The sequence below is a fragment of the Alkalihalophilus lindianensis genome (genome assembly GCF_032843265.1).
Classification (GTDB): domain Bacteria; phylum Bacillota; class Bacilli; order Bacillales; family Bacillaceae_D; genus Alkalihalophilus; species Alkalihalophilus lindianensis.
Window position 1 is genome coordinate 1,069,382 of the sequence record NZ_JAWJBA010000001.1, and the last position, 18,828, is coordinate 1,088,209.

General features: G+C 39.3%; 20 protein-coding genes. 1 reads left to right on the forward strand and 19 read right to left on the reverse strand.

Annotated features, from left to right (window positions below; translation table 11 throughout):
- Positions 1–15: 15 nt before the first annotated feature.
- The 10 genes from RYX56_RS05945 to RYX56_RS05990 form a co-directional block, all read right to left on the reverse strand.
- Positions 16–498, reverse strand: a complete 483-nt coding sequence (locus tag RYX56_RS05945; RefSeq protein ID WP_317121315.1) for a DUF4352 domain-containing protein — start codon at positions 496–498, stop codon at positions 16–18.
- 87 nt (positions 499–585) lie between these two features.
- A complete protein-coding gene (gene nadE / locus RYX56_RS05950) occupies positions 586–1,413 on the reverse strand; it encodes an NAD(+) synthase (RefSeq protein WP_317121144.1) in 828 nt (275 codons plus the stop codon).
- Positions 1,414–1,472: 59 nt separating this feature from the next.
- Positions 1,473–1,784, reverse strand: coding sequence for a hypothetical protein (locus RYX56_RS05955; RefSeq protein ID WP_317121145.1), 312 nt, complete (start codon positions 1,782–1,784; stop codon positions 1,473–1,475).
- A 34-nt stretch (positions 1,785–1,818) separates the two neighbouring features.
- Positions 1,819–2,094: a hypothetical protein gene (locus RYX56_RS05960; protein WP_317121146.1), complete on the reverse strand. Its 276-nt coding sequence runs from the start codon at positions 2,092–2,094 to the stop codon at positions 1,819–1,821.
- 188 nt (positions 2,095–2,282) lie between these two features.
- Positions 2,283–2,510 carry a small acid-soluble spore protein Tlp gene (gene tlp / locus RYX56_RS05965; RefSeq protein WP_317121147.1) on the reverse strand — a complete coding sequence of 76 codons (228 nt, stop codon included), beginning with the start codon at positions 2,508–2,510 and terminating at the stop codon, positions 2,283–2,285.
- Between the two features lie 73 nt (positions 2,511–2,583).
- Positions 2,584–3,003, reverse strand: a complete 420-nt coding sequence (locus RYX56_RS05970; RefSeq protein ID WP_317121148.1) for an acyl-CoA thioesterase — start codon at positions 3,001–3,003, stop codon at positions 2,584–2,586.
- A 3-nt stretch (positions 3,004–3,006) separates the two neighbouring features.
- A complete protein-coding gene (locus RYX56_RS05975; RefSeq protein ID WP_317121149.1) occupies positions 3,007–5,352 on the reverse strand; it encodes an AAA family ATPase in 2,346 nt (781 codons plus the stop codon).
- A 47-nt stretch (positions 5,353–5,399) separates the two neighbouring features.
- A complete protein-coding gene (locus tag RYX56_RS05980) occupies positions 5,400–6,323 on the reverse strand; it encodes a DMT family transporter (RefSeq protein WP_317121150.1) in 924 nt (307 codons plus the stop codon).
- Positions 6,324–6,420: 97 nt separating this feature from the next.
- Complete coding sequence (locus RYX56_RS05985) at positions 6,421–8,043, reverse strand: CopD family protein (RefSeq protein WP_317121151.1); 1,623 nt, start codon at positions 8,041–8,043, stop codon at positions 6,421–6,423.
- A complete protein-coding gene (locus RYX56_RS05990) occupies positions 8,040–8,618 on the reverse strand; it encodes a copper resistance CopC family protein (RefSeq protein WP_317121152.1) in 579 nt (192 codons plus the stop codon). Before RYX56_RS05990 ends, RYX56_RS05985 begins: the two co-directional genes overlap by 4 nt.
- A 174-nt stretch (positions 8,619–8,792) precedes the next feature.
- On the opposite strand from RYX56_RS05990, the gene RYX56_RS05995 reads away from it, so the two are divergent.
- Positions 8,793–9,437, forward strand: a complete 645-nt coding sequence (locus RYX56_RS05995) for a TVP38/TMEM64 family protein (RefSeq protein WP_317121153.1) — start codon at positions 8,793–8,795, stop codon at positions 9,435–9,437.
- On the opposite strand, the gene RYX56_RS06000 is transcribed toward RYX56_RS05995, so the two are convergent.
- The 9 genes from RYX56_RS06000 to acnA all read right to left on the reverse strand — a co-directional run bounded on the left by RYX56_RS06000 (position 9,432) and on the right by acnA (position 18,602).
- Positions 9,432–9,914: a VanZ family protein gene (locus tag RYX56_RS06000; protein ID WP_317121154.1), complete on the reverse strand. Its 483-nt coding sequence runs from the start codon at positions 9,912–9,914 to the stop codon at positions 9,432–9,434. The two genes, RYX56_RS05995 and RYX56_RS06000, sit on opposite strands and share 6 nt — an antisense overlap.
- A gap of 171 nt (positions 9,915–10,085) precedes the next feature.
- A complete protein-coding gene (locus RYX56_RS06005) occupies positions 10,086–10,223 on the reverse strand; it encodes an acid-soluble spore protein N (protein ID WP_317121155.1) in 138 nt (45 codons plus the stop codon).
- Positions 10,224–10,287: 64 nt separating this feature from the next.
- Positions 10,288–10,422 (reverse strand): FbpB family small basic protein, encoded by a 135-nt coding sequence (locus RYX56_RS06010; protein ID WP_439108457.1) that lies wholly within the window; start codon positions 10,420–10,422, stop codon positions 10,288–10,290.
- 50 nt (positions 10,423–10,472) lie between these two features.
- Positions 10,473–11,201, reverse strand: a complete 729-nt coding sequence (locus tag RYX56_RS06015) for a DUF421 domain-containing protein (protein ID WP_317121157.1) — start codon at positions 11,199–11,201, stop codon at positions 10,473–10,475.
- Between the two features lie 71 nt (positions 11,202–11,272).
- Positions 11,273–11,509 (reverse strand): DUF1657 domain-containing protein, encoded by a 237-nt coding sequence (locus tag RYX56_RS06020; protein WP_317121158.1) that lies wholly within the window; start codon positions 11,507–11,509, stop codon positions 11,273–11,275.
- A gap of 8 nt (positions 11,510–11,517) precedes the next feature.
- On the reverse strand, positions 11,518–11,661 hold the full coding sequence (gene ypzF / locus RYX56_RS06025; protein WP_317121159.1) for a protein YpzF: 144 nt from the start codon (positions 11,659–11,661) through the stop codon (positions 11,518–11,520).
- 124 nt (positions 11,662–11,785) lie between these two features.
- Positions 11,786–15,109 carry an efflux RND transporter permease subunit gene (locus tag RYX56_RS06030; RefSeq protein ID WP_317121160.1) on the reverse strand — a complete coding sequence of 1,108 codons (3,324 nt, stop codon included), beginning with the start codon at positions 15,107–15,109 and terminating at the stop codon, positions 11,786–11,788.
- A 197-nt stretch (positions 15,110–15,306) separates the two neighbouring features.
- Positions 15,307–15,753, reverse strand: a complete 447-nt coding sequence (locus RYX56_RS06035) for a MarR family winged helix-turn-helix transcriptional regulator (RefSeq protein ID WP_317121161.1) — start codon at positions 15,751–15,753, stop codon at positions 15,307–15,309.
- Positions 15,754–15,878: 125 nt separating this feature from the next.
- Positions 15,879–18,602, reverse strand: a complete 2,724-nt coding sequence (gene acnA, locus RYX56_RS06040) for an aconitate hydratase AcnA (protein WP_317121162.1) — start codon at positions 18,600–18,602, stop codon at positions 15,879–15,881.
- Between the last annotated feature and the right edge of the window lie 226 nt (positions 18,603–18,828).

The following is an 18,828-nucleotide window of genomic DNA, read 5'->3' on the forward strand; positions in this document are numbered from 1 at the left end:
ACTGTACAGCTCCTTTTATTCGTCTAAAGTAATTGGCCAAGTTACTTGGCCTGTTCTTAGATGATCCGTATACACCAACTCATACTCTTGTTCAACAGGAACCTCAAAGCCAATTTCCCCGCGGTTTTTACGTTCCGGGTGAAGTTGTCCACCTAATATACCTTTTGTTTCAACTCTTGAAGAGTGTGAATAGGCATAGCCTTCTGAATCAACCAAGGTCACTTTAAATAAGGTGAATTCCTGAACATTTGATCCTACATTTTCAAGAGTTAAGTCAATGATCACGTAATGATTATCGTTATTTTCAATTGGTTCTGTTCGAACGTTGTTTACAGTCATTTTTAATCCATTGATTTCTTTTGTTTGTTCCCCGCGTTCAACACTACCCATGCTTTCTTGTCCATCTAAGCTAGAGGTAGGTATACTACTAAATGAGTAACCCCCTACTAAAACAAGTAGGATCAACAATGCCGCTAATAATACAAATTTGCCTTTCATCAAGCTTTCCTCTCCTCAACCGGTGTTCATTTCATTCTTTAACAACCTTTATACGATATGCTGGAGTGAAAAGTTTCATGACTTTTCTTATCTCCACCAGCTATCAAAGATCGTAACAGGTAATTGACGTTTATGTTCCGTCATACGGTATCTAGCCTCAATCTTTTCTACAATAGAAGCCTCTACCTCTTTACCTTCTAAATAATCATCTAGATTATCATACGTCATTCCTAATGCTTCTTCATCAGGAAGACCTGGCTTATCATCTTCTAAGTCCGCAGTTGGAACTTTAACATAGAGTCGTTCTGGAGCTTCTAATGTTTTTAGAAGTTCTTTTCCTTGTCGCTTGTTTAATCCGAACAACGGGGCAACATCACAAGCGCCGTCTCCATATTTTGTGAAGAATCCTGTGATTGCTTCTGCACCATGGTCCGTTCCAATAACTAGACACCCATAATGAGCAGCTAAATCAAATTGAACTTTCATACGTTCGCGTGCTTTCGTGTTTCCTTTGTTGAAATCAGTCATTTCTTGACCAGTAGCTTCGTTGAAGGCTGCTTCACTCGCATCAACAGCTGCTTTAATATTAACCGACTTCGACACACTCGGATCGATAAACTCCATCGCAAGATTCGCATCATCTTCATCATGCTGAATACCGTACGGCAATCTCACCGCAATAAATTGATAGGTCGAATTATTAGATTCAGCATTCAGCTCATCTACTGCTATTTGAGCTAATTTACCAGCTAACGTAGAATCCTGGCCTCCAGAGATCCCAAGAACATATCCTTTTGTGTTTGATTTCACTAAGTAATCTTTAAGAAATTGAACCCTTGTTTTAATTTCTTCTTTCGGATCAATGCTTGGCTTTGTATGTAGTTCTTCTTGGACTTGTTGTTGAATAGTAGCCATGATAACCCCTCCTCATTTACTTCTATAGTAAGTATTCCTATTATACCAATATCTCAAACTTAAAGTTTGTCTAAAACACGAAAACGAGAAAGCTGTTTAAGCATTCCCTCTTTTTTTAGAATCTCATATTGGGTTTGACCGACCAAATCAAAATGAGGGTAGCGATCATGACAATCAAGCCACTCAGGCTTCAAGCCATAATTCCTACCCCAGCTTACTAGCTTTTTCATATCTGAACAAGCGACTTTGGTAACAGATGTCCATCCCGGAAATCGATCATCAATCCAGTAGTGAGTTAAAAACGCAATCTCGCCCCGATCAGCCTTTTGTTTCCATGCTTTTAGCTCTTTCCTTGTAATCCCAAATGCCAACTTGCTAACACCTCATTTGCTCTTGTTTACCTTATCATATCACGGCAAACCATTTTTTTCTTCTAACTTGCTTTTTTTCTTTATCCTTTTGTAGTAAGCGAATTTTATGCATAACATCATCTTTTTTTGACGTGGAAGGTGTGGAGCTTGAATCGGTTAGTTTCAATTGAGACCCAGTCACTTCAGATTCAACCATTCTATCTAATGATTGCACAGCGAGCTCCCGAACATCTGGGTTATCTGATTGCATTTGTTTGACGACATACGAGAATTTTTTCCAATTCATTTCATTTTGATTATTCTTCATCATACATCTTTCCCTTCCATGATTTTCTTTATCAATAGATTCCACAAAAATGAAATGGACCCTTTAAGAGATCTTGTAGCAATTCGTCTAGTTTTACTGACGAATAAGCAACTTTTGTCCGTTTATGGAAATTGATAAGAAAATGATAGAAACGAAAAAAGAGCAAGGCATCTGCCTCACTCTCCAACGACTTATTTGTAGCCATTTTCTCTAGCTTGTGCTTCATCTTTCATTTCAGCATCGAATGCTTCAATACTCTCTTGACGATGAGCGTTCTTCTCTTTAATTTGTTGCTTCTGCTCATCCTTCATATCTGTGTTCGCCATTGATTCCTCAGCAGCTTCGATATTATGCTGAGTGTTTTCTTTCATTTGCTGTAATTTTTCAACATTGTCTGCACGATTATCTGGTTTTGCCATCAAAAATCCCTCCGCAAAATAAGATGTGGTACGTCCCTTAGTATGGAAGCCCACAATTATTTCATACGAGGATTTATGATTTTTTTATTTTTTCGTACGCTTCATGCCAAACAGGAAGTTGTCGTTTGATGGAAATCGGTCTAAATGAATCCTTTTTGACACAGCAATGTGTACTTTCACCGGTGACACATGTCTGCCCTGCTTCATTTATAATTTCATATCCATACACGACCCGAATCCCGTCATAGCGTTCTACCCAAGTCTTCACCGTTACTTCTTCCCCGTACGTTGCCGGGTGCTTATAGGATACTTGGATGTCCATCACAGGCGATAAGATCCCCTCTGATTCCATCTGTGCATAGTTAAAGCCAATTTCCTTAATAAGACGTGTTCTCCCTAACTCAAACCAAATGACGTAATTTGAATGATGGACAATACCCATTTGATCCGTTTCTGCATACCTTACTTCAACATTCGTTTCTGAAATGAACATTCTCTACCCCTCCATATTTTGCACAACATCTATATCTTCACGTGTAATTGTTTGTAACATCTCTTTATTCATCTGTCGTGTATCTTCTTCCATTAAGCGACTTGCTTGAGCTTGAATGAGTGAATCGAGTAACCCCGCTACATACCTCCCATTACCTGGATGCCCTTCACTGGGAACTATAGTATGAAGCATCGCTTGTGCATCACCTTCAAACGTATACCCTAGTTGGTCTGCTCTCATTGTCATCATTTCTCTTAATTGATCTCCGGTGAAATCTCGAAATGGAACGGTATTTTTAAAGCGTGAGCGTAAGCCAGGGTTAATCGATAATAATTGTTGCATCTCATCTTTGTAGCCTGCCATGATAATTACTAGATTTTCTTTATGAATTGTCATTTCTTGTACGATGGTTGCTAATGCTTCTTTTCCAAAGTCATTTTCCCCGCTAGAGCTTAGTGAATAAGCTTCATCAATGAAAAGAACACCACCAAGTGCATCTACAATTTTTTCTTTTGTTTTAATGGCTGTTTGGCCTACATAACCTGCAACAAGGTCTGCTCGACTGACTTCCACAACATGTCCTCGTTTAAGTAGACCTAATTGATGAAGTGCTTTGGCATAAATTCTAGCCACAGTTGTCTTTCCAGTGCCTGGATTCCCACTAAAAATCGCATGTAGCTCAAGTGGACTTGTCTCTAAATCGTGGTCCCGTCTTAGCTGTTGAACCTTTACAAACGAAGTTAACCGCTCAATTTCTTTCTTTGCATCACTTAGTCCAACAAGTTCATCGAGCTGCTCAATTGGGTTCGCCTCATCTACGCTTTCATTCTTTTCCTTAGCTTCAAAATCCCACGCTTCTAGTAATAAGAAGTCATTGGAATTTGCCTGATCGAGTGAGACGGATGCCCCTTTTTGAAAAATGGCATCTAGCACAATGTTTTTAACCGTTCGCCCATTTCCAAATGACTCATCTACTTGCTGCTGCTCAATTCGCTCTTTAAGAGTGGCAATTGCCCCTTCAGTTATAACGTAATCATTATCAATTGCCACTTGCTTAGCCATCTCAATCAGCTCGCTTGTTGAGTAGTTTTCAATATGCACATGGTTTTGATCTGGAAAACGACTACGAAGGCCAGGATTGGCTCGAAGAAAATTTCTCATTTCCACAGGATATCCTGCTAATATGACAGCAAATTTCCCTTGATATTTTTCACTCGTCATAGCAGAGACAAGTGTATCAATAGCGGCTTGCCCGTAATCTTGTGTTGTTTGACCAGCACGCTTTAAGCTATAAGCTTCATCGATAAACAAGACTCCCCCTAGAGCTCTTTCGATCGCTTGAGTCGTTTGTTCCTCTGTTTGACCGATATAGCCTCCGACTAATTGAGAACGATCGACTTCGTACACCTCAGGTCGCTCGAGCAAGCCAAGTTCATGGTAAATAGTGGCGATAAGCCTAGCTAATCGAGTTTTACCTGTGCCAGGATTACCGGTTAAAATCATATGTAGGCTCAGTTCGTCTTTAAAACGAAAACCTTGTTCTTTTCTTGCCTTTTGATATTGCAGAAACTGATAAAGCTTAGCGATCCTCTTTTTAACATCTTCTAAGCCGATCATGGAATCGAGCTCTTCAAGCGCCGTTTGTGACTTCTTTTCAGGCGCAAAAGATTCAAGCTGACTTTCCCATTCCTTTTTAGCCGATTCAATCTGTAACACCGCATGATGAATTTGCTTAAACTGGGCCGCAGAATAATAGATCCCTGTTAACGAATTCGCATATTCCTTAGTAGCAGATTCAATAACAGAAAAAGGCTCACGGAAGGCAGCATAGGTTTGCTGCAACGTTAAAATTAAGGATTCGTATGGCGGTTCCTTTGTGTATTTAATGGATTGTTCAGCATCTGAAAAATGATCGAGCATTTTTTCATCCAACTCAAAAAATTGTGTAGCTAGCTCATGGTACAATTCGGCTGTTTTTTTCTTAGCACTGCCATGGTCCGTTTCACGTATAGGTGGAAACTTGGTAGGAATCGGCAGTTGTCTGCATTCCATTAAGATCTTTTTCAATCGAACGGTATGGGCGATTTCATTTGTTGGATTGAATGAAATAGCTTGATTCATCCACTCCATCACTAAATGATCATGAGCAGACTCCACTCGTTCCATTCTTTTTGCCGCAAGTCTTGCATACAGTTCTGACGTCATTGCATCGGTCTGTTGAGTAGCTTCTTCCTCTTTTAGTTGTTTAATTAATTGAAGCGCGGTTGCCTCTTGAAATTGCTTGGCATCCTCATCAACCTGTATTAACCACTTTTCAATCTGATCTATTGTCCATTTTTCTTTCATCATTACTGCCTCACCTCGATCTCATGCCAAACATTTTAACACTTTAGCCGTTAACTTGCATTCCTTAGCTTTTTTGGTCTCACTTTACGCACATACGTCCCTACATAGACTCCGCTTAATACAAGTAGCGCACCAACCATTGCTGATGAAGTGAAAGTCTCTCCTAAAAATAACGTCGCCATGATAACGGCAGACACAGGCATCACATTTATGAATATAGACGCTTTAGCAGCACCGATTTGTTGGATCCCGTAGTAGTACATAATAAAACTAACCACTGTTACTAACACACTCATATGAGCAATCGATAACCATGCTGTCGGACTCGCATGTAAAATTGCATCCCAAGGCTGTTCAGCTAGTGAAAAAGGGAGTAAAAAGAGGGTCCCAAAGGCAACAGCATAAGTAGTCGATACAATCGGACTGTATTTTTTTAAGACGACTCTTCCTAGCACACTATAGAGTGCCCAACTAATAACGGCCACTAATAAAATGAGGTCAATGGGTTCAAATTGAAATTGAGTAATGATTTGAATGTTTCCTTCGGTCACGATTAAAACAACGCCACTTAGAGCAAGAATAAGCCCTATAATTTGTTTTTTTGTAATCTGTTCTTTTAAGAATACACCTGAGAGCAAAACGATTAACATCGGATTGGCCGCAATAAAAAGGGAACTCTTAATCACAGGGGCGTGCTTACTTGCTAGAAAGAAACAAATATTATAGATCGCAATTCCTGTTAAACCGAGTAAGGCAAACATGCCCCAGTCTTTCTTTGTTGGCTTTGGTCTATTTTTCTCAAGCAGCCACATAATTGGAAAAAGTAGAATAGCTGCACCTAAAAATCGTAAAAAGGCAATCGTTGAAGGCTCGAAGCTTTCAATCGCTAATTTACCTGCGATAAACGCACTTCCCCAAGTTGCGGTTGCAAGAGTGAGCATGGCATAAATCAGCCATTGTTTTTTTCTCTCCACTCTTTATCACCTCTTTTTTCTTCCCATTGTACTCCTTTTCTTCGTTAAACGAAATAATCATTTCATGGTAAACAGAAAAAAAGCGCTGATCATCACATTAATGACAATAAACGCCTTCTTCCATTACTTCTCTAGCATAGGTTTCGATGACCGTTCCATCATCTGAAAGAAAATCGATAGGATGTTGGTCGTTCCAAAGCTCATTGCTAGAGGTCGTATTAATAAACACATTTGCCTCAAGCTCTGCAATATAAGAGCCACCTTCGTAATGAATTTGGACACGCGCTACATCTTCTGGTTGACGAATCATTCCAAATGTCACATACGTATAATCATACGCATCATGATGCCAATTTCCATTTTGAACGCGGAATGTACGAATCTTTTGCTCTTCATCCGTGATGGCGGTTCCCCCAATGGTAAGCATTGAAGCAGGTAATCGTTTAAAACCATCTGAGGTCACCTCAATCATTTGCGCAACAAGATCAGAATCATTTACGGTATAAACAACCATTTGCCTATTCGATTCAAGCTCTTCTTGCTTTAAAATCGCGATCTCCGTCTCTTCTGAATAACTTGCTTTGATCGCATCATAGTCTGTTTCATAGACGGTATCATCAATCACGGTATCTTCAGGTGTGGCACTTACCATCAGTCCACTATACACGAGTATACTAGCGATTAAAAAACCAGCTAATCCTCCCCAAACCTTATGTGATTGGAGAAGAATAAACATCCCTCCTATGAACAAGAAAAGACCAGCCACAAGAAGAATGCTAGATGATGTATTTAGATCAAATTGCAAGGTTTGATTGACTAATATTGGCTGATTCAAGAACAGTTGAATCAATGGTGAAATTTGTTCGGTCTGAAGCGTTTGGATCACTTCATGCGGTGGTGTTTGCTCTGTCATAAAAGCCGTCACAGCTAAAATGAAGACCGCAATGACTGATTCCATTCGAAACGATGATTTCATCGATCTGGCATGCCCATGCTTTTTTATCCTTCGAAGAAGCAAACTATGGCGAAATCCAAATAAAAGTAAAGGAACAAATAAAATATGTTTAATGACCAATAATTGACCGTACGTAATCATCCATGAATTCACATATTCCGGTACGATATTACCCATTAACAGAAAACCGGTTAACGTAATCGCTCCTACACTTAAAGCTGCTAACGGGGAGTACCAAGCTGCAAAAGCAGCAGGATTCTCCATAGGATGCTTTGCGAACCACGCCACCATAAGCAAGGGACCGATCCACAATGAGGTAGCCAGCAAATGAATTGAATTTGAAAGAAAACCGCTGATTCCCGTCAGTGATGCTGCATGACTCGCCCATCCTGATAAGCCGATTAAAAGGAGAACGAGAATGAATTTACAAATGATTAGTGGAAGTTCCTCGCTTGTCTTTAACGTTAGGACCACTAAAATACTCGCTATAAGCAGACTATAAAATGCTGCCTGACCTGCTGAGTATGTTAAAAAGACTGTATAGATCGCTTCAAACCATCCAACTTGAAACTGTTGTACAAGAACGGTTACAACCTTTGTCACAGGCACAAGAAGCGCCAATGGAACAAGAAAAGTCATCACGAGTAAGACTCTTTTTGAAACGTGAATCCTCGGACGTCTTTGATCAGGTATCACATCTAAAAGGTGATAACCTGTTAAAAAAAGGAGAGCAATGAAAAGGAGAAGGTTACTTACTTCCGTCATTGTCGACTTCTACCTTTTCTTCTCAGTGCAAAGAAAATGAAAATGGCTACCGATACAGCAGCAATGATGAATAGTTGTGAAACGGTGGACTCTTCTACCGACCCTGCGTTCTCTGCTTCACTTTCATTCCCCGTTGCATCTTCTAGGATTTCCTCATTGTCTTCTTCCAACCGTTCCTCTTCTTCCTGCGGTGTTTCTTCGATCTCAGCTTCGTTTACTACCGCTTCATCCACTGAAAATGAATAACTTCCTTCTGTTTGGTGAGTATCCGCGCCCATTGCCACCCAATCGACTGTGTAGGTCCCTGCTTCTAATGGCGACTCGAGTGCGACGTACATTGAAGGGCTTTCGATCAGGATATCTTCTACCCTGATCTCCTCTTCCCCATCTTTTGTGACCGTTACCGTACTAAACTGCTCAATCCCGCCATTAAAAAGTAACTGTAATTCATCAATTGCTTCATGAACAACTTCTCCATCGGCTGGAGACGATTCACTCACATATGAATGAGCTAATGCATAAGTGGGAGTGATCATGATTAAGCCCCATACAACAAGTATTAACAATTTTTTCATGTGAACCTCCAATTACCAAGTATTCTACTATGATTAATATACTATTATTCTTCTTTACCGTAAACTCAAAAGTCATAAATCAATACGATACGTGAAATTAATAAAAGGTTAATGCTTTTACGAGTAAACGATTTATGAGAAAATAGACAAGAATCTATTGCCGGAGGAAAATTGATGATCAAAAAAGTTTTCATTCTTAGTAGTTATGCACTTATTGCCCTTCTGATCTATTTGTACGGGGAATCGCTATTACATTGGATACGTGAAGGTGGTACAAATTATTTACTTTTAACAGCTATATTAGCGACTTTATTTGCTTTATTTCCGATCATCCCTTACCCGATTATCGGTGGAGTATTGGGTGCCGCATATGGGCCATTATTAGGTAGTTTAATGACATGGATTGGGTCCTCTCTTGCCTCCATTATTATGTTTTCATTCGTAAGATATGGGTATCAAGACTGGGGGTTACGACTACTCCAGCGTTACCGGTCCCTCAATAAGATCACAACTCTATTTGAGCGTAACGCGTTCATGACGATTTTTATTACTCGTCTCATTCCAGTCATTCCCTCAATCATCGTTAATATTTACTCAGCACTTAGTCGAGTACGTTTTCTATCTTATGCGATTGCCTCATCACTTGGCAAAGTACCATCCATGATTTTGTTTGCTGTCGTTGGAAATTCATTTGTTAATGATCCTAGTCAGTTAATGATGATTGCCTTTTACTACTTGCTATTCCTTGTCGCTATCTATAGCTTATACAGGTTATGGCAGAAATTCGCTCAAACAAAAGAGAAGCTCCCTGAATTATAGGGAGCTTTTTTGATCTGTCGTATATACAATGATTCGCTTACGTGCCTTAAGGATGCCCATGGCAATAAGAGACCCTAGAAAAGCACCTAATGTGTTTAAAATCAGATCATCAATGTTAGCAACTCGATGAGTAAATAAAAATTGGCTAGATTCGATAAAGAGAGAGATAACAAAACCAATAAGCGTAACGAGCCCAACAATCCGAAATTTCCTAAATAGCATGGGAAGTAAAAAACCTAAAGGCATAAACATCACAATATTCCCCACTAAAATGCGAATGGGAGCAATCATGTCCGGGCTATATACAGCAATTCTATAAATACTTCGAAATGGAATTAAGTTGTAATTTCTTCCTCCTGGAGCTGCTGAGCCAAGTGAAGCCCCGTAATTCCAGGCAAGGAGGGTTACATAAAATAAGGCCAGCAAATAGAGGATGAACAGAACAGAAAGCCATTTCTTTTGTTGCACGTACTTCATGGTGCCAACACCCTTCTTGACTTCTATTATCTTCTATTATTGAACCTATACCCTCTTTTGACAAGCTCTTTTCATCGACAACATTTTTTTCATTTTTTTAAACAGACATGACCTATATTACGCCTAGAAAATGAAAAAGCCTAAAGACTTGTAAAAGTCTTTAGGTTACTTTTATCCTTTTGGAGGTACATAATCAGGTTGCTCGTTACCTTTTGTGTTCATTTTCTTCCCTTTATTTGTGGGCTCTTCTCGCGGTTGAGTTCCTAGATGATTCGGTCGATATTGATTAAATGCAGTCGATTTTTTCATATTGAATCCCCTCCTACTAAATAGGATGGCATCGAACACGCAATGCCATACTGGAAAAACTTCGTTACTTAATGGCGTGACGCTGTTCCCACTTATCCTCTAGTTTTTCCATTAGTTGTTTGTTATTTAAGATCTCTTCTTTGTTTTCTCTCACTAATTGCTCAAATGATACTTTTCTGACTTTTCTCAATCGAAACACTCCTCTTTCTTTTTTACCAGTTTGGGGAAAAAGGAGTATTTTTATACCTATTATCTGCCCTTTTTTACTTGGTTCGTTGTTTGCTTAGGGCTAACATAGACATTTCCAGCCTCATCAATCGTCATAAAAAAGATTTCCTTTGGATTAGCGTACCCTTCCTTATGGATTAGTTCTCGCAGCCAATCCATGGTACCAAGATTTTTTAAGTTTGCTTCAATAATGTGACCGTCTTCGATTACGACTGTGGGATATCCCTTATTTGGCGTCGTTTGTTTTAAATCATTAGGAGTTGCTGAATCGTAGGCTGATTTTTTGATAACACTTATTTGCCCATTCATCTCAAGGACAGCATAATCGACTTCACTTAAATCACTGGCTCCATTTAGGCGCATATCCATCATAAATGATTCAAGTGTAATCTTGACCTTTTTTAGCTGCTGATGCAAAATAACTCCATTTCTCGCTAAAATAATTGGCTCGTCTTCAATCACCCTTCTAAAGCGAGGCGTTTTGAGTGCGATCAAGCATAGTGATAAATGCAGACCAGCGATCGTAGCAGCTGCTACCATAGGGCCGGTAAGGGGCACAGAACCATCCGATAAAGGTTCTCCTAAAATATCACCGATTACGACTCCAAAAATAAAATCCAGGGCATCAATCGAACCCATTGAACGCTGTCCAACGATTTTCACGATAAGAAAAATATAAAGATAGACAATGGCAGCACGTACTAAAAATCCATAGATCGGTAAAGACTCAGCTCCACTCCAAAACTCCACTACTGCACCTCCTGACTCTCATTCATGAGATAAAACCGAAGAAGGATCTTCGGTTTTATCTTCTCACATGTTTATGATTGTTCTTGCTGTTCAGGTGTATTTGTCCCTTGTTTGAATTGTGGTTCTTCATTCAATACTTGGGAATACCTACCTTCTAGTAAGGTTAGGATGTTTTTTTGCTGCTCGGCTAGTTGCTCAAACAATTGCTTCGCTTGTTCGTTTTCTGTTTCTAAACTGAATTCCGTCAAGCTCGATTGAACCGATTGCGCATTGGCAATCGCTTGTTGCATTTGTGTTTGTACAGTCATTTGATCACCTAATTATTGTTATTTTTATTCATTTTGTTTGCTTCTACTTCTGCATATGAAGCAAATTCAGTATCTGCATGGTTTTGCTTTCCTTGTTGTTTTGCATTGTTATTACGTTGTGCATTCGCATTGCCCTTTTTTTGACGACCCATTGAACTCATCTCCTCTTTGTATAGTGAAACGTGCATTTTCTAGTGTGTGCTATCAGCAATATTTTATGTTTATCTTTTTTAAAACAAATAAGCCACTTGCTAGGCAAGTGGCTTATCGTTTTTCTTATTGATCTTTATCTTTTTTATCGTCTTTTGAAGAGTGAACAATTTGTTCTAATAGCTTCAAGATATCGTCTTTCGATAAAGCGTCTGCTTCTTTCTCTTCTTTTGGAGCAGCTTCTGTTAAATCCAACTGCTCTGGTAATTCATTTGAATCTGATTTAGGAGCAGTCGTTTCGTTGACAGCTTTTTCCTTGTAACCATATTCACTCACTCGCTCAGTTTCAACGATTGGCGGCAAGGATCTTGCACGATCATCCACTTCACGAAACTCTCCTTCAACAGTCACATAACGTCTTCTTCTTGTTTCACTATCAAATAAGCTATAAACAACAGGTATGACAAATAGTGTTAAGAACGTACTACTCACCAAGCCTCCAATTACGGCAAGGGCCATAGGTTGTTGTAGCTCAGCTCCCTCTCCAATTCCAAGTGCTAGAGGTACCATTCCTAAGATCGTTGTAAGAGATGTCATTAAGATTGGACGAGTACGATCTTTTACAGACACAACAAGCGCTTCAAATGTCGTCATCCCATCTGCCTTACGTTGATTGACATAATCGACCAACACGATCGCATTATTCACGACAATCCCTATCAGGACAATTAACCCAATAAAGACGGTCACACTTAGAGCTGTTTGCGTAGCAAGTAAGGCTAAGGCTACACCAATAACAACTAATGGTACGGTAAACATAATCACAAATGGCATTTTAAAGGATTCAAATTGTGCGGCCATCACTAGGTAAATAAAGATAATCGCCAACACAATCGCAAGAGCCATACTTCCAATCGAGTCTTCAAGTAACTCTTGTTCACCACCGTAGCTAAATGTTGTTTGGTCGTCTAGTTCAACCTCATCTACAGCCTCTTCTACTAAACGGCTAATATCACCTAAATTCGTTGATGTCGAGTAAAAGACGGTGAACTCTACTGCCTCTTCTTGTTGCATACGTTGAATCGTTGCAGGGCTTTCGCCATCTATAATTTCAGCAACTTCACTTAAAGCAACAAATTCACCATTTCCATTTTGGAGCTGAAGATTTTCAAGTGCTTCTAGATCTTCTGTAAATTCTGGATCTAGCTGAACAAAAATATCATACAAATTATTATCTTCAGTTTGCAATGCAGATGCTAATTGTCCACGTGTTAAATCATGGACTTGTTGTGCGATCTGAGCAGGTGCTAACGCATTTTCACGTGCTAACGCACGATCCACTTCAATTTGAATTTCAGGCGTTGTTTCTTCAATACTTAATTCAAGATCACGCACTTCACGAATCGTCAGTAACTCTTCTTCAAGGGCTTCTGCTGATTCGTACAGTCTCTGTGAATTAGGATCACTAATCGTAAATTGGAGTGTATTCGCTTCAGTCCCAAGAGATCCTACTGTAGATAACGAAATTTCAGCATCACGATCTGCACGACTCACGTCTGATTCAATTGATTCAATAAAGTCACTTGTTGAAATCGTTCGTTGATCAAGAGGTGCCATTGTAACGAAAATCTGAGCTTCGTGCCCACCTGATGATCCCCTCATGACATTTTGATCACTTGAACCTGCCGTCGTTACAAAATCGGAAATTTCACGGTAATCGTTTAGTACTTCTTCTACCGCTTCCACCGTTTCCTGTGTCCGCTCAACCGTCGTACCTTGTTCAAGAGCAATGTCCACTGTAAAGTTTCCTTGATCACTATCAGGAATTAATTCAGTTCCTACATTCGTTAATCCAAAGCCACCTACAACGAGGAGAATGAACGTAATGGCAAGAACGACAAAACGATGTGTTAATACCCAACGAATCGAACGGTCTATTCCACCCATAAAGGAGGATCGCATTCGTTTTGCTTCTCGGTTTTCGTTTGGTTTCTTTAATATACGGCTTGCTATCATCGGTACAACTGTTAAGGCAACAAGTAATGACGCAAGTAAACTAAATGATACAGCGAGTGCAAATTCTCTAAATAAATTTGCTACAAGTCCGCTTATAAAAACAATTGGTAAGAATACCGAAACAGTCGTTAGCGTTGAAGCAATGATTGCTCCGGATACTTCTTTTGTACCTTCTAACGCTGCTTGTTTAGGTTTTTTGTTCATTGATAGATGTCGGTATATATTCTCGATCACGACAATCGCATTATCAACTAGCATCCCAATTCCAAGTGCTAATCCACCTAGACTCATTAAGTTCAAGCCGATGCCAGCAAAGTAGAGAAATGCAAATGTGACAATGATCGAAAATGGTATTGCAATCCCGACAATTAAAGGTGTTTTCAAGTTACGAAGGAAGAAAAACAAGACGAGCATTGCTAAGATTCCCCCGAAAATAAGGGCATTTGTTACACTAACAATTGCACTATTGATAAAATCTCCTTCATCAAAGAGCATGACTGTATTTAAATCTTCATACTTTGAGTCCTCAAGCAAATCATCTAAACGATTATTGACCGCATTAGAAACTTGAACTGTGTTTGATTCTGATTCTTTCATAATCGTAAATTGAATCGCTGGCTCTTGGTTTGCTCGTGTAATTACTTCGGCATCACCTGTTGTAATCTCCACCGTTCCAACGTCTTCAATAAGAAGATCATTTCCATCTGTTCCAACGCCTACGACTAATTCAGCAATTTCTTCAACAGAAACCAATTCACTAATCACTCGTGTCGTTAAGCTTAAGTCACCATTTAATACGGTACCACCAGGCATAGAGGTGTTATGTGATTGAAGGGTGGAAACAATATCTTCTTGAGTCAAGTTATTTTCGGTTAATTCATCTTGATTTAATTGAATTTGTACTTCTTCAATCATACTTCCTGCTTCATCAATGTTTGCTACACCAGGAACCTTTGTTAATTCAAGTCTTAGGTCATCTACTAAATCTTGAATCTCTAGAATCTCGTCCTCACCGGTGATCGCAAGCTGCATCATTGGCATCATCGAGGGGTCAAACTTTAGAAAGCTTGGTTCATTCGCATCATCAGGTAGAGGAGTTTGACGAATCGTATTAATAATATCGAGTTCGACATCATCAATCGATGTCGTCCAACTAAACTCAAGTAAAATCAACGTCATCCCTTCACTAGTCGTTGAACTAATTTTATTTAGGCCAGACGTTGTGGCCAATTGATTCTCAAGAGGCCTGGTCACTTTATCCTCTACCTCTTCTGGACTTGCTCCAGAATAACTTGTTACGACTGCCGCAACAGGCGGATTAATATTAGGGAATAGTTGCAGAGGTAAATTAGTAATCGAGACAAAGCCGAAAATTAAAAAGATAAGCATGGCCACAATTGTGAATTTAGGCCTGCGTATTGAAAAATTTGTCATGTTTTCTTTTACTCCTTTTTGTGATAGCCAGGATTTTAATGGGTTCTATCGTAAACAAGCCCTACATTTTCCTTATGTAAAAGGTATGTGCTTGATTTTTTAATCCCCCTTGAATAGTTTAACTACTTAACTGTTTTAATCCTAAATGATTTTCAAAAAGAAGGCAATTACTTTCCCTTCTCCCTAGCAAAAGTTCATCATTTGTCCTTTTTTTCTTTCATGATGATCTCATCAAGTTTTTTTAAGGTGTCTCGTACATGATGAAGATCTTCGATTGGTAACTTCGTCAAATAAATCGTCATCATTTTCTGTTCAAGCTTAAACAATTCATGTTGAATTCTTTGTCCATTTTGCCCTAATATTAAATTCATCTCTCTGCGATTATCGTGATTGATTTCACGAATAATAATATCTTCCTCTTCTAATTTCGTCATCGATTGACTCACTGCACTTTTGGAAATCTCAAAGTACTGGGCGATCTCAGATATTGTCGTTTCAGGCTTCTTTAAAATGAGAAATAAGATCGCTACCTGTCGCTTTGTTAAATGAAATTCATTCAATATTTCTAAATCTGGGATAAAATGCTTCCCGATATTCCTCATTAAATCGTCTAATTCAATTAACACCTTTTTGTATTCTTCCATCCTCACCAACTCCAGCTTCCTATTCCAGTTCATTTTTGTACTAGGTTGATTTTAACAAGCTTTATTGTAAAAAGAAATTAATAACAAAAAAACAGCCCGCCATAAGGCAGACTGTTTTCGTATTATTACGCTTTAATTTGAGCAAATTTACTGCGTAATACCATTTGTAGGATTCCACCGTGACGGTAGTAGTCCATTTCAACTTCACTATCAAAGCGTACAAGAACATCAAACTCTTTCTTGTTGCCATCTTTGTCAGTTGCAACGACTTTAACCATTTCACGAGGGCGAACCGCATTTGTAATTTGTACGTCGAATGCTTCTTCACCAGTTAATCCAAGAGATTCAGCGCTATCGCCATCTTTGAATTGAAGTGGAAGAACACCCATTAATACTAGGTTACTACGGTGGATACGCTCGTAACTTTCAGCGATAACTGTTTTGATACCTAGAAGGTTTGTACCTTTAGCAGCCCAGTCACGTGAGCTACCCATACCGTAATCTTTACCAGCAAGAATAGCTAGACCTGTACTTGTTTCTTTGTATTTCATAGCCGCATCATAGATCGGCATAACGTCACCGGTAGGCCAGAATGTTGTAAAACCACCCTCTGTACCAGGAGCAATTTGGTTACGGATACGGATGTTAGCAAATGTACCTCTCATCATGACATCGTGGTTACCACGACGAGAACCATAAGAGTTGAAATCTTTCGGCTCAACGCCTTTAGAAATCAAGTATTTACCAGCAGGAGTATCTTTACCAATTGCACCAGCAGGAGAAATATGGTCAGTTGTTACAGTATCACCGAACTTACCAATTACACGTAAGCTTGATAATGGCTTGATATCTTGTGGATCTTTAGAAAGGTTCTCAAAGAATGGAGGGTTCGCAATGTAAGTAGAATCATTATCCCACTTATAAAGCGCATCATCCGTTGTTTTGATTTCGTTCCAACGATCGTTGCTATCAAATACATTATTGTATTCGCGACGGAATAGTTCAGGTGTTACTGTTTCATTAACAACTTCTTTAATCTCATCAGATGTTGGCCAGATGTCTGCAAAGAATACATCTTTACCATTCTTGTCTTGACCAATTGGATCATTTTGCAGATCAATATCCACTGTTCCTGCAAGTGCATATGCAACAACAAGTGGTGGAGAAGCAAGATAGTTCGCTTTCACTAATGGGTGAATACGTCCTTCAAAGTTACGGTTACCCGATAGAACAGATGTTACAGTCAGATCATTAGCTGAAACTGCTGCTTCGATCTCGTCTTCAAGTGGACCAGAGTTACCAATACATGTTGTACAGCCGTAACCAACAATGTTAAAGCCTAGTTGCTCCATGTATGGTAGTAATCCTGAATCCGTTAAGTAACCTGTAACCACTTTTGAACCAGGTGCTAAAGATGTTTTTACATATGAAGGAACATCTAGACCAAGCTCAACAGCCTTCTTCGCTACAAGACCAGCCCCAACTAATACATAAGGGTTTGAAGTATTTGTACAGCTTGTGATTGCCGCAATTGCGATTGAACCAGTTGTCATCTCTGCTTCGCGACCATCTTTAAAGCTTACAGCAACTTTTTTATTGAACTCATCTTCCGTTAAGCCAAGACCTTGTGTTCCTTGTGGAGCCACAACCGCATCACGGAAAGATTTTTGCATACCTGAAAGTGGAATAAGATCTTGTGGACGCTTAGGACCAGAAAGATTTGCTTCAATGTTAGAAAGATCGATTTCAATTGTATCAGTGTATACAGGATCTTCTGTTTCACCAGCTACGTAAAATAAGTTGTTAGCACGAGAGTATTCCTCTACAAGCTTGATTTGCTCTTCAGAGCGACCAGTTAGTCTCATATAGTTAAGAGCTTCCTCATCTACTGGGAAGAAACCACATGTAGCACCGTATTCTGGAGCCATGTTTGAGATTGTTGCACGGTCAGCTAATGGCATTTCTGTTAAACCAGGACCGAAGAATTCAACAAACTTACCAACTACTTTTTTCTCACGAAGAGCTTGTGTTACTTTAAGTGCTACGTCTGTAGCTGTTGTTCCACTTGGAAGTGTACCAACAAATTTACATCCGATAACTTCTGGAACTGGGAAGTAAGAAGGCTGTCCAAGCATACCTGCTTCAGCTTCAATACCACCAACACCCCAACCAAGTACACCAATACCATTGATCATGGTTGTATGAGAATCAGTACCAACTAATGTATCAGGGAATGCTACTGTTTCACCGTCTTGCTCAACAGCGTGAACAACATTCGCTAAATACTCTAAGTTAACTTGGTGAACGATTCCTGTTGCTGGAGGAACAGCATTGTAATTATTGAATGCTTTTTTAGCCCAGCTTAGGAACTCGTAACGTTCTTCATTACGTTGGAATTCAAGGTTCATATTGAAATTAAGTGAATCATTTGTTCCTGCTTTGTCCACTTGTACAGAGTGGTCAATAACAAGATCTACTGGAATTTCAGGGTTAATTTGATCAGGGTCTCCACCCATGTCAGCCATTGCTTTACGAAGAGACGCTAAGTCAACAACTGCCGGAACACCTGTAAAGTCTTGAAGAATAACGCGTGATGGTTTGAACGGAACATCAATATCTTTTAGTTCACTTGTTCCCCATTTCGCAAGGTTCTCTACATGCTCCTTCTTGATCACATAGCCATCATGTTGACGAAGCACCGATTCTAGTAAAACCTTTACTGAATATGGAAGTTTCGTAACATTACCTACTCCAGCATCTTCTAATGCCTTTAGTGAGTAGTAATTATACGTCTTTCCGTCGATTGAAAACGACGAACGTGCATTAAAAACATCATGTTTGTTTGACATATGTATACCCTCCTTCTCCAGACTATCATACCGCAAACTGTCAAAATTGTCTAAATCAATGACTCTCGGTATTTTTGATAACGGATAGTAAGCGCTTTAATTTATGTACGCGCACTTCCCTCTTAAGAATAGCAAAACTTGTCTAAAGAATAAATGGATTTTTGAAATTTTGTAGACAATTCGGTAAAAAAACTCAAATTCTCAGCTGCCGCGTAAGAATTTTGTC

Excerpts from the sequence above, each read along its gene's own strand:
- RYX56_RS06035 (WP_317121161.1), bottom strand. The coding sequence starts at position 15,753 with ATGGAAGAATACAAAAAGGTGTTAATTGAATTAGACGATTTAATGAGG.
- RYX56_RS05975 (WP_317121149.1), bottom strand. The coding sequence starts at position 5,352 with ATGATGAAAGAAAAATGGACAATAGATCAGATTGAAAAGTGGTTAATA.
- RYX56_RS05970 (WP_317121148.1), bottom strand. The coding sequence starts at position 3,003 with ATGTTCATTTCAGAAACGAATGTTGAAGTAAGGTATGCAGAAACGGAT.
- RYX56_RS05960 (WP_317121146.1), bottom strand. The coding sequence starts at position 2,094 with ATGATGAAGAATAATCAAAATGAAATGAATTGGAAAAAATTCTCGTAT.
- RYX56_RS06030 (WP_317121160.1), bottom strand. The coding sequence starts at position 15,109 with ATGACAAATTTTTCAATACGCAGGCCTAAATTCACAATTGTGGCCATG.
- nadE (WP_317121144.1), bottom strand. The coding sequence starts at position 1,413 with ATGGCTACTATTCAACAACAAGTCCAAGAAGAACTACATACAAAGCCA.
- RYX56_RS05995 (WP_317121153.1), top strand. The coding sequence starts at position 8,793 with ATGATCAAAAAAGTTTTCATTCTTAGTAGTTATGCACTTATTGCCCTT.
- RYX56_RS05990 (WP_317121152.1), bottom strand. The coding sequence starts at position 8,618 with ATGAAAAAATTGTTAATACTTGTTGTATGGGGCTTAATCATGATCACT.
- RYX56_RS05945 (WP_317121315.1), bottom strand. The coding sequence starts at position 498 with ATGAAAGGCAAATTTGTATTATTAGCGGCATTGTTGATCCTACTTGTT.
- acnA (WP_317121162.1), bottom strand. The coding sequence starts at position 18,602 with ATGTCAAACAAACATGATGTTTTTAATGCACGTTCGTCGTTTTCAATC.
- ypzF (WP_317121159.1), bottom strand. The coding sequence starts at position 11,661 with ATGGGTCGTCAAAAAAAGGGCAATGCGAATGCACAACGTAATAACAAT.
- RYX56_RS06005 (WP_317121155.1), bottom strand. The coding sequence starts at position 10,223 with ATGAAAAAATCGACTGCATTTAATCAATATCGACCGAATCATCTAGGA.
- tlp (WP_317121147.1), bottom strand. The coding sequence starts at position 2,510 with ATGGCAAAACCAGATAATCGTGCAGACAATGTTGAAAAATTACAGCAA.
- RYX56_RS06020 (WP_317121158.1), bottom strand. The coding sequence starts at position 11,509 with ATGACTGTACAAACACAAATGCAACAAGCGATTGCCAATGCGCAATCG.
- RYX56_RS06000 (WP_317121154.1), bottom strand. The coding sequence starts at position 9,914 with ATGAAGTACGTGCAACAAAAGAAATGGCTTTCTGTTCTGTTCATCCTC.
- RYX56_RS05985 (WP_317121151.1), bottom strand. The coding sequence starts at position 8,043 with ATGACGGAAGTAAGTAACCTTCTCCTTTTCATTGCTCTCCTTTTTTTA.